Origin of the sequence: Nocardia brevicatena NBRC 12119 (genome assembly GCF_000308495.1) — a bacterium.
GTDB lineage: Bacteria > Actinomycetota > Actinomycetes > Mycobacteriales > Mycobacteriaceae > Nocardia > Nocardia brevicatena.
The window spans coordinates 1-9,554 of the sequence record NZ_BAFU01000219.1; the positions used below are offsets into that span (position 1 = coordinate 1).

A 9,554-nucleotide genomic window follows, 5' to 3' on the forward strand; every position below is an offset into this window, starting at 1 on the left:
CTACGCCCGAGTCTCGACCACCAAACAGAGCCTTGAGCGCCAGCTCGACGCCCTCGCCGACACCGGACTGCCCGACGAACGGATCTACGTCGACCGCAAGACCGGCGCGACCGTCGACCGGCCCGGCCTGACCAAACTGCTCGAATACGCACGCCCCGGCGACACCATTGTCGCCTACACCCTCGACCGGCTCGGCCGGAACCTGCGCGAAGTGCTCAACCTCGTCCACGACCTCGGCGAGAAGGGAATCGGCGTGCGCACCCTCGCCGACCCCATCCCGATCAACACCGCCGACGAAGGCATGGCCCGCATCGCGTTCCTGCTGCTCGCGCTGTTCGCGGAGATGGAACGCACCTTCACCGCCGAACGCGCCGCCCACGCCCGCGCCGTCGCCGAATCCAAGGGCCGCCACATCGGCCGACCCACCGCCTGGCCCGACGACAAGATCGACTACGCCCAACTGCTCCGCGAACAGGGAAACAGCCTCGGCGAGATCACGCACAAGACCGGCATCCCGAAGACATCACTGCACCGCTACCTCACACCGGCGACCGAACAAAAACAGTGATCGCGGCGGCTACCCGGCCGAACAGAGCTTCATGTACCGGGTGACACGATCGTTAACGGCACCCCAAGCAGCGGCACACGCTGATGCGGATCTATCAGCGGTTGATCGACGAGCACGGGATGACCGATGTGTCGTATTCGGTGCTCGGCCGATACGTGCGCGAACGCAAGCCGCAGATTCTGGCCGCGGCAGGCCGAGGTCCGGCGAAAGCCTTCATCCCGCAGACGCATCGGCCCGGGAGGAAGCCGAGGTCGACTTCGGCGACATCACGATCCGGCTCCGCGGAGAGCTGGTGACCTGTTATCTGTTCTGCTTCCGGATGTCGTTTTCGGGCAAGGCGGTTCATCGACCTATTGACCGCACTAACGGCGTGTCCTCCACCAGATGGGTGGCGTGATCGAGAACGGTTGCCTCCGAGATTGTTCGGAAATTTGGAGGTTCGGTGGATCAGCAGTCGGTGCGGCCTGAGGTCGCCGGTCTGAATGTGGCTCGGGTCGGGAGGGTGGTGGCGACCTGCGACAGGACGCTCCCGTGGGTGGTGGTCGACGGCTCTGGTAGTCCTATCGGGCCGGTCAGCGATTTTCTTCGTGATCTGGTCGCCTGTGGCAATAGTCCGGCGTCGTGTCGGTCCTACGGTTACGACCTGCTGCGGTGGTGGCGGTTCCTGGCCGCGATGCGGGTTGTCTGGGATCGTGCCGAGCGCCGTGACGTGCGGGATTTCGTGTTGTGGCTGCGGACGGCGTCGAACCCGGCACGGGTTCGACGGCGGCAAGACGCTCCAGCGGCGGGTTCGGTGAATGCCCGGACCGGCAAGCAGTATTTGGCGGAGGGCTATGCGCCCGCGACGATCAACCACGCGCTTTCGGTGCTGGCGGTGTTCTATGACTTCCACGTGAACGCGGGCACCGGCCCGGTGGTGTCGCCAGTTCCTCCGCAGTCGCGCAACGGCCGTCGTTTCGACGCCCATCACAATCCGATGGATCCCTTCCCGCTGCACCGACGTGGGCTCTATCGGCAGAAACAGCCGCTGCTCGAACCGCGCGCCGTTCCTGACGTGGTCCTTGACGAACTGTTCGCGGAGCTGGATTGCAACCGGGACCGGGCGTTGGTCAGTATGTTTCTGTCCAGCGGAGCGCGGGCGGCTGAATTGCTCGGCATGACGGTGTCGGACGTGCATCCGGGCGAGGGCCTCATCTTCGTGGCCACCAAAGGGCTCGGCGGGATCAAGCAGGCGTGCCCAGCGTCGCCGGAGGCGTTCGCCTGGTTGACGTTGTATTTGGGTGAGCTAGGCCGACGACGGATTTCGGCCGCGAGGCACCGAACCCTTGTGGTGGACCAGGCGGAGGCCGTTGCGGACATTGACATATACAGCCTTGCGGGCGGTGCTCGGTCGCATCAACGATCGAATCGGCGCGAACGTCACCTTGCACGATCTGCGTCACACGTTGTGTCTTCGTCTGATCGGCGATCCGGATATCAGCTTGGTCGATGCCCAACAGGTGATGCGTCACCGCCGGATCACCACGACCGGCAGCTACCTGCGGCCGCGGCCCGATGAGGTGATCGCGAAGGTGCACGAGCACTACACCAAACCGAAATCGGCACCGCTGCCGTTGGACGGCTGGTCTTACGATCCGCAGGACCTGGCCGACGTGTTCGGGGTCAGCTGATGGCCATGCGGCACGGCCGTGTCGCCCGGACTCCCGTCAGCGGCCGCGAACCCGAAGCACTGTCCATTCCCGCTATCGTGGAGCCGGAACGTGTCGCTCCAGCCGGACGGGAGGCCGCGTCTCGTGGGGAGATCGAGCAGCTGGTCGAGTCACTGTTCGACAGCGGATTCAGCTACCAGCAGCGGCAGCGGTTTCATCGGGGCGTGAACCGGGTCCTCGATTGGCTCGAAACCTTCGCCGGCGAGAACTGGCAAGACCGATGGCTGATCAGCGGATCGAACGAGAAGGAAACCGCCTGGCTGCCGGCCGGACTCACGACCGCGCAACGCAACAACTTCACGCTCGGCAACAGCACGCTGATTGTGTTGCGAGTGATCCGACCATCGTATCGCTGGCTGTCCAGCAGCCGGATGCTCGGCGCCTACGAGAACTTCCGGCGTCACAACCAGGCCGACGTTCGCCGAGCTCGAGAAGTCGGCCACCTCCGGCGATGGCTACCAGGAATACGCTGCCGAGGCGCTCAATGCCCTCACTCGCATCGTCATCGTCACTGGCAAGAATCTGCGGGAGCTGGACCTGGCCGACCTCGACGACTACGCCCGCCGCACCGCCGGTCGAAAGGTGGCCGCATTGCCAATGGCTTACCAGTTGCTGCGATCCGTGGGCGGGCTCGCCGGGCTGCCCGCAACGCTGCGGGAGGCCCGCAACCGCGGGCCGAGGACCGTCGCCGAGCTCGTCGACCAATACCCGATCGCCGACACGGCGGTCCGCGACGTGCTCGTGCACTACTTCATCGAGCGCTCCGCCGCGATGGACTACGGCACACTGGTCAATCATGTCCGACGACTCGTCTACCTGTTCTGGGTCGATTTCGAGCGCCATCATCCCGGGATCTGCTCGTTGAACCTGCCCGATTCGGTCGCGGCGGAGTGGAAGAGCCGACTCCGCACGCTGTCCGATGGTCGTCCGCGTCGCGACGTGCACAGTGTGTTGTTCCTCGTCCGGTCCTTCTATCTGGACCTTCAGCAGTGGGCGTTAGAGGATCCGGCCCGGTGGGCGGCCTGGTCGGTGCCCTGCCCGGTGCGGGATGCCGACTTGCGCGGATATACGAAGATGGTGCGGCAGCGCCAAGCCCGCATGCAGGAACGCACCCGCACCTTGGTTCCCGTGGTCCCGCGACTCGTCGCCGCCGCCGAAGACGAACTGGCACAGGCGACACGGCTACTCACTGCCGTCCGAGACATGCGACCCGGCGAGGAATTCACCGTCGCGGGGCGACGCTATCGCCGCGCGGGCCGACAAACCAGCAACTGGCGGCCGTCCGCGCTGTTCGTCGCACCGATCGACGAACCCGGTCCACGCTTCGATGCCGAACGGCGCGAAAACAACGCCTTCTGGACCTTCGTCATCATCGAGGTACTACGCCGCACCGGCGCTCGGATAGAGGAGCTGTTGGAGCTCACCCACCTGAGCTTGCGCCAATACCAGGCTCCAACCGGCGAAATGGTGCCGCTGCTGCAAATCAGCCCGTCCAAGACCGACCGGGAACGCGTCATCCCGGCCGATCCGGAACTCGTGGCGATCCTTGCCCGCATCATTCGACGGATCAAGGGCGACAGCGCGAGAGTGCCGCTGATCAGGCGCTACGACACCTACGAGAGGGTCTTCGGGCCGATGCTGCCGCACCTGTTTCAACGCAGCACTCATCACCAGTTGCAGGTCCTGAGCCCAGGCATGGCGCGCGAATTGCTGGCCAACCTCGCCGATCGAGCCGGGATCGTCGATGTCGACGGCAGTCCGCTGCGGTTCACTCCGCACGATTTCCGGCGAGTGTTCTCCACCGAGACCGTCAACGGCGGCCTGCCCATCCACATCGCCGCAAAGGTATTGGGCCACTTGGACTTGAACACCACTCAGGGTTATGTCGCGGTCTATCCGGAGGAGGTAATCTCGCACTACCGCCGGTTCGTCGACCAACGACGAACCCGCCGTCCCAGCGAAGAATACCGCGAACCCACCGATCAGGAATGGAACGAGTTCCGCGATCACTTCAGCCTGCGAAAGGTCGCGCTCGGTCGCTGCGACCGCCCCTATGGGACGCCCTGCCAGCACGAACACGCATGTGTCCGTTGCCCGATGCTGCGAATGTCGCTGAGCCAGGTGCCACGCCTGCTGGAATTGAAGCAAACACCCACGAACGACTCAACGAGGCCCGACGGATGCGGTGGCTGGGCGAGGTCGCCGCACTCGAAGAGAGCCTGCGGCACATCGCGAACAAGAAACAGCAGGCCGAACGCCTCTGTCAACGAGCCGCCGACGGAGATGCCGGAGTCGATGCGCTCAGCTGACCAGCCGCTGAACCTCGACCAGAAGCCCAGGTCAGTAGTGCGGAGAAGCTGTTTCCTGTCCGGCGGGCAGGAAGCGACCTTAGAAGGCCACCTGCATGCCGTCCGGGTGCTCGGCGGTGTTCCCACCGACAAGGTCCGCTATGGACAACCCGCGGTCAGCGGTGATGCAGGTGGTCGGGTTCACCTGGGCCCGCAGGGAGGCCGAGCGCTGGACGATATTCCGGTCGCACCTGGGGCTGGATGCCTTCTACTGCCGGCCCGGCATCGAGGGCGCGCACGAGAAAGGCGGCGTCGAGGGCCAGGTGGGCTGGTTCCGCCGCAATCACCTGGTCTCGGTCCCGGAAGTGGACTCGATCGCCGAACTCAACGAGATGATCGATGCCGCCGACGCCACCGACGATCACCGCAGGAAGCACGCAGCACCGAAAGCCTCCGCGGGTTCGCGGCGTGGCATCGTCGCCTGACAGATAGGACGACGGTTGCAGCCCTGTGCCTTTGGGTCTATCAAGTTAGCTTGACAGACCCTCGTGCACCACACCCGGACACGGTACCGGGGCCGCCGCGACCTCTCCCCTCACTTCCGGCCGAGAATCTCCATGTAGTGGACGTTGCTCATGATGCCCAGGATGTTTCCGAACGGATCCACCACCGAGGCGGTGACGAAACCGGGTCCATGGGTGGTGATCGGGGCGTATTCGGTGGCACCGAGCTCGAGCAACCGGTCGTAGGTGGCCTGCAGATCGTCGACGTGCCAGTACACGATCGCCCCGCCCGGGCCGGGTTCGGCGCGCTCGGGCCGATACGCGTGGTCGATCAGACCGAATTCGTGCTCGTAGTCGCCCACCCGGAACTCGTAATAGCCGGGGACGTCGAAGTACGGTGGTGTCTTCAGAAACTCGGTGTACCAGTCTTTCGCCGCCTCCAGATCCTGGGCGTAGAAGTTCACTGTCGCCATTCCTCGCAGCATCGCTGTTCTCCTCGTGGTGTTTCGAGCTGGTGAACCCATCCTCGCGGAAAAAGTACTCAACTTCTGATCACTTTTACGGGAAGAATGGGGAGATGCGAGCAGACCGGTTGGTGGCGACCCTGTTGTTGATGCAGACCCGCGGCCGGGTCACCGCCGCCGAGATCGCGGCCGAACTCGAGGTCTCGGTGGCGACGGCCCGGCGCGACCTGGAGGCGCTGTCCATCGCGGGTGTGCCGGTGTACCCGCAGGCCGGCCGCTGCGGCGGATGGTCGCTGATCGGCGGCGCCCGCACCGACCTCAGCGGGCTGACCGCGGGTGAGGCGCGGGCATTGTTCCTGCTCACCGGCCCGTCGGCGGGAGCTGTGCCGGAAGCACGGTCGGCGCTGCGCAAACTGCTGCGCGCCCTCCCTGCGACCTTCCGCGGTGAAGCGGAGGCGGCCGCCGACGTGGTCGTGATCGATCCGGCGGGCTGGGGACGCACCGGACGCGAACTCCCCGAAACGGTCCGGCAGTTGCAGCAGGCGGTGGTGCGCCGCCGCCGGGTGGTGCTGCGCTACCGAGGTCGTGCGGTGGCCGCGAGCGAACGCGTCGTCGACCCGTGGGGCCTCGTCGACAAGGACGCCATCTGGTATCTGGTGGCCGGTACCGAAAACGGTCGCCGCACCTACCGGGTGGACCTGATCCTGCACGTGGAACTGACCGAACAGCCATTACACCGGCCCGCCGATCTCGATCTGCCGGCGGTCTGGGCGGAAATCGTGGCGGAGATGGAGCAGCGCCGGGCGACCGCAGCGGCCACGGCCCTGATCAGCGAACGACTCCTCCCGATCCTGCGTGACCGGCAGGGCAGGCATTGCGAAGTTCTGGGCCCCGCGTCCGACGGCCGGATCCGGGTCCGGCTCACCGCGCACACCCCGCGGGCGATCGCCGAACAGCTGGCGGGCTGGGGCGCCGATATAGAGGTGATCGAACCGGCAGCGGTGCGCGACGAACTCGCCGCACTGGGCGCGGCACTGGTCGATCGCTACGGCCGGTTATAAGTGCTCACTTGTTGCGCACTTTGTACCGGAGAATCGGATCGGAGCACCGTCGAACAGGAGGAGACCCGAAATGCCGACCCCCGACCACATCGGCGCAATCACTTTCACCACCGGCACCGAATACGAGCGATGGCTGGCCACTCATCACGACTCCGCGGCGGAGATCTGGTTGAAGATCGCCAAGAAGAACGCGCCGGTCGCGACGATCACCATCACCGAAGCCCTCGACGTCGCCCTGTGCTACGGCTGGATCGACAGCCACCGCCGCCGCCTCGACGACGACCACTATCTCCAGCGCTACTCACCGCGTCGCCCGAAAAGCCCCTGGTCGGAGATCAACCGGGGCAAGGCCGAGACCCTGATCGCGGCCGGACGGATGCGAGAGCCGGGCTATGCCGCCATCGCAGCTGCCCGGGCGGACGGTCGCCTCCCCGGCCGCGCCTGAGGCTTCCGTCACAGCTGAATCCCACCGAGGGTCTGTCAAGTTTTCTCCTGGACAGGCCCGGTTTGCCGGTCCGGGGGCCGCGTACCGTGCGGATCGGCTGCGGGCCATGACTCACGGCAGACCGGGTTCGCCGCCTGGGCGGCGGTTGGGCAGCCGGCGGGGACGGGCGCGGTCGTCGACCGCCTCACCTTCGGCGGCCACATCATCGAAACCGGCACCGACTCCCACCGCCTCGCCGGCACCCGTGCCAAACAGAACTGACCCATCCCAACACTCGACACCACCCGCCGACACACCGGCCGGGTGGTGTTCGTTTTCACGCACAGAAACGGCCCGCCGACCGTCAACCGGTGTCGGGATTCACGACAAACTGATGCCGACATTCACGCCCAGAGCCAACCCGAGGGCAGCTTCACAGACCGTTCATGGACCCAGCCGTTCTCGCGTGTCTCACCGCGCAGCTGCGCGATACCGTAGTGAAACCAGCGACCGATGTCCTGAGATTTACGCCCCGCCCTGACGCTTCGCGCTGCTCCCGGCGAGCGTTCTCGACACCTCGGCGCCGACGCTCGTCATCGTCGTCGGACATCCCCCCGGCCCGCGATCACCCCCGCCCGTATGTGTGGCGCAGTTCCCGCCCCTCGTGCGGTAGCCCGTGGGCCTCGTGCTCCACGGTCCGTGCATGCCACGCGAGAGTTGCGTATTCGAAACCCTGCTCAACGCTGTCGAGCAGCAGATTCATCGGGAAGTCGGCAGCGCTGGTCCAGTCGTAGCAGATCGTCGGCCCGAAATCGTGCAACACTCCCGCTTCGGGGTCATTGATCCACCGGCCGTCGCAGTGCCGCACGAAGTACTCGCCTATGTAGCAGACGAATTGATCAACGATCTCGGCATTATCGGGTTCGAATACCGAGTCCTCGCCGGGGAAGAAGTAGTCGAAGGCGTCATCGATCCAGTGCAGCGCCATTTCGTCGCTATACCGATCAATACCCATGGGCATCGGACCTATGGGCTCGGCCGAACCGGTGTGCACCTTCCAATCGGCCGGAATTCGGGGCAGCGTTTCACCGAACAGCTTGTCCACCGCCGCCTGGATACGCTGCGGGCTCGACCACACCACCCACTCCGGGTCGTCTTGGGCGGCTGTGTCGATTCCCTGATCCATGGAACGAGCCCTTCCCCTCACGCTGCCGACCGACCGAGTGTCGCGGTGTAGTAGGCGATACGGTGCAGCCGCCGGCCACGGCAACGACCGAACCCTGGCATGAGGCATTGTCTCTCGTGGGCCGCCGGTCTTGCCCTGGCCGGGTGGCAACCATCGACGTCGAAGAGTCGGCAGCGAACCGGTCCGGTCCCCGCTGACGAGTTGGCGGCTTCAATCGACCAGGGGCGGCGTACCGGATCGGGCGGGATCCGGCGATAATTTGTCCTAAAGATCTTTCGGTGTCATGGTGGCTCCTTGGTGTCGGGAGCATGATGGGCGTATGCGGAATCTGGAAGCAATGCGTCAGCGCCGCGCGCAGGCCGGGCGGATGTTCGATCACGGTGCCGGTCAGTCCGAAGTGGCCGCGAAGCCGAGAGTCTCGAAGCAGTCGGCGTCACGGTGGCACCACGCGTGGGAGCGGGGCGGCACCACCGCACTCGCGGCGCAGGCCCGGCCGGGGCCGCGGCTGTCGGACGCGCAACCGGCCGAGGTTGAGAAAGCCCTGTTGAAAGGGCCCCGAGCGCATGGATACGTCACCGATTTGTGGACCCTGGCGCGGATCGCGGCTGTGATCGAAAAGGCCACCGGGGTGTCGTACTCGCTGACCCAGACCTGGACCATCCTGCGTGAGCGGCTCGGATGGAGCCGCCAACGCCCGGCTCGGAGGGCACGCGAACGCGATGAGGCCGCCATCGCCGACCGGGTCGCGGCCGATTGGCCGCGCATAAAAAAATCGCCCACCACCGTCGGGCCTGGATCTGCTTCGCCGACGAATCCGGGTTCTCCCAGATCCCGGCGGTAAGAGCGACCTGGGCGCCGCGTGGGCACACCCCTGTGCTGATCCACCGGTTCTCCCGGACCAAGATGTCGATGGCTGCAGCCCTGGCCTATCGACCCGACCGCAGCCGGGCGGTCATGGTATTCGCGACCAAGCCCGGCAGCTACGACACCGACACACTGATCGGCTTCCTTACCGAGGTGCACCGGCACCTGCGTGGATCGGTGATCCTGATCTGGGACCGACCGGGCGCACACCGCTCGGCCGCCATGCATACCCGGCTCGACCGGCAGCACTGGCCGAGCGTCGAAGAACCACCCGCCTACGCCTACGACCTCAATCCCCTCGAAACAGCCTGGGGCAACCTGAAATCTGTCGAACTGGCCAACCTGTGCCCCGACACCGTCGACGAGGCCACCACCGCCGCCGAGAACGGCCTCACCCGCATCGGCAACAGCTACCAACTTTGCTATCGATTCCTCGACCACACAAGGCTTCACCTATGAACACCATCACCCAAACACCGAAACCTCG

Annotated in this window: 12 protein-coding genes and 2 pseudogenes; 11 read left to right on the forward strand and 3 right to left on the reverse strand. The window is 65.6% G+C overall.

The annotated features are described in order from the left end of the window. The 3 genes from ON20_RS26700 to ON20_RS35020 all read left to right on the forward strand — a co-directional run. The coding region (locus ON20_RS26700) for a recombinase family protein (RefSeq protein ID WP_040840027.1) at window positions 1-568 on the forward strand (568 nt) is incomplete at its 5' end. An 83-nt stretch (window positions 569-651) separates the two neighbouring features. Further along, the gene (locus ON20_RS26705; protein ID WP_040840029.1) at window positions 652-864 is read left to right on the forward strand and encodes a hypothetical protein; all 213 of its coding nucleotides are present in this window, start codon (window positions 652-654) and stop codon (window positions 862-864) included. Window positions 865-1,010: 146 nt separating this feature from the next. Next, a complete protein-coding gene (locus tag ON20_RS35020) occupies window positions 1,011-2,126 on the forward strand; it encodes a tyrosine-type recombinase/integrase (RefSeq protein WP_169332384.1) in 1,116 nt (371 codons plus the stop codon). Window positions 2,127-2,387: 261 nt separating this feature from the next. On the opposite strand, the gene ON20_RS36900 is transcribed toward ON20_RS35020, so the two are convergent. Next, window positions 2,388-2,720 (reverse strand): hypothetical protein, encoded by a 333-nt coding sequence (locus tag ON20_RS36900; RefSeq protein WP_157229035.1) that lies wholly within the window; start codon window positions 2,718-2,720, stop codon window positions 2,388-2,390. Window positions 2,721-3,480: 760 nt separating this feature from the next. On the opposite strand from ON20_RS36900, the pseudogene ON20_RS40705 reads away from it, so the two are divergent. From ON20_RS40705 to ON20_RS26725, 3 genes and pseudogenes are all read left to right on the forward strand, one after another. Next, window positions 3,481-4,119 (forward strand): annotated as a pseudogene (locus tag ON20_RS40705) (tyrosine-type recombinase/integrase); the annotation flags it as partial. Between the two features lie 338 nt (window positions 4,120-4,457). Further along, the gene (locus ON20_RS40020; RefSeq protein ID WP_281032913.1) at window positions 4,458-4,586 is read left to right on the forward strand and encodes a hypothetical protein; all 129 of its coding nucleotides are present in this window, start codon (window positions 4,458-4,460) and stop codon (window positions 4,584-4,586) included. 140 nt (window positions 4,587-4,726) lie between these two features. Then, window positions 4,727-5,050 (forward strand): hypothetical protein, encoded by a 324-nt coding sequence (locus ON20_RS26725; protein WP_040840035.1) that lies wholly within the window; start codon window positions 4,727-4,729, stop codon window positions 5,048-5,050. Window positions 5,051-5,160: 110 nt separating this feature from the next. On the opposite strand, the gene ON20_RS26730 is transcribed toward ON20_RS26725, so the two are convergent. Continuing rightward, window positions 5,161-5,553, reverse strand: coding sequence for a VOC family protein (locus ON20_RS26730; protein WP_040840036.1), 393 nt, complete (start codon window positions 5,551-5,553; stop codon window positions 5,161-5,163). Window positions 5,554-5,645: 92 nt separating this feature from the next. On the opposite strand from ON20_RS26730, the gene ON20_RS26735 reads away from it, so the two are divergent. The 3 genes and pseudogenes from ON20_RS26735 to ON20_RS41135 form a co-directional block, all read left to right on the forward strand. Further along, window positions 5,646-6,593 (forward strand): helix-turn-helix transcriptional regulator, encoded by a 948-nt coding sequence (locus tag ON20_RS26735; RefSeq protein ID WP_040840038.1) that lies wholly within the window; start codon window positions 5,646-5,648, stop codon window positions 6,591-6,593. A gap of 70 nt (window positions 6,594-6,663) precedes the next feature. Beyond that, window positions 6,664-7,038, forward strand: a complete 375-nt coding sequence (locus ON20_RS26740) for a YdeI/OmpD-associated family protein (protein ID WP_040840040.1) — start codon at window positions 6,664-6,666, stop codon at window positions 7,036-7,038. Between the two features lie 168 nt (window positions 7,039-7,206). Further along, a pseudogene (locus ON20_RS41135) lies at window positions 7,207-7,299 on the forward strand (IS21-like element helper ATPase IstB); the annotation flags it as partial. 343 nt (window positions 7,300-7,642) lie between these two features. Here the strand turns inward: ON20_RS41135 and ON20_RS26750 are convergent. After that, window positions 7,643-8,203, reverse strand: coding sequence for a hypothetical protein (locus ON20_RS26750; RefSeq protein ID WP_040840043.1), 561 nt, complete (start codon window positions 8,201-8,203; stop codon window positions 7,643-7,645). A 319-nt stretch (window positions 8,204-8,522) separates the two neighbouring features. On the opposite strand from ON20_RS26750, the gene ON20_RS26755 reads away from it, so the two are divergent. Beyond that, complete coding sequence (locus ON20_RS26755; RefSeq protein WP_218002640.1) at window positions 8,523-9,044, forward strand: winged helix-turn-helix domain-containing protein; 522 nt, start codon at window positions 8,523-8,525, stop codon at window positions 9,042-9,044. Beyond that, window positions 8,957-9,526 carry a transposase gene (locus ON20_RS26760; RefSeq protein ID WP_218002641.1) on the forward strand — a complete coding sequence of 190 codons (570 nt, stop codon included), beginning with the start codon at window positions 8,957-8,959 and terminating at the stop codon, window positions 9,524-9,526. Before ON20_RS26755 ends, ON20_RS26760 begins: the two co-directional genes overlap by 88 nt. Window positions 9,527-9,554 lie beyond the last annotated feature (28 nt).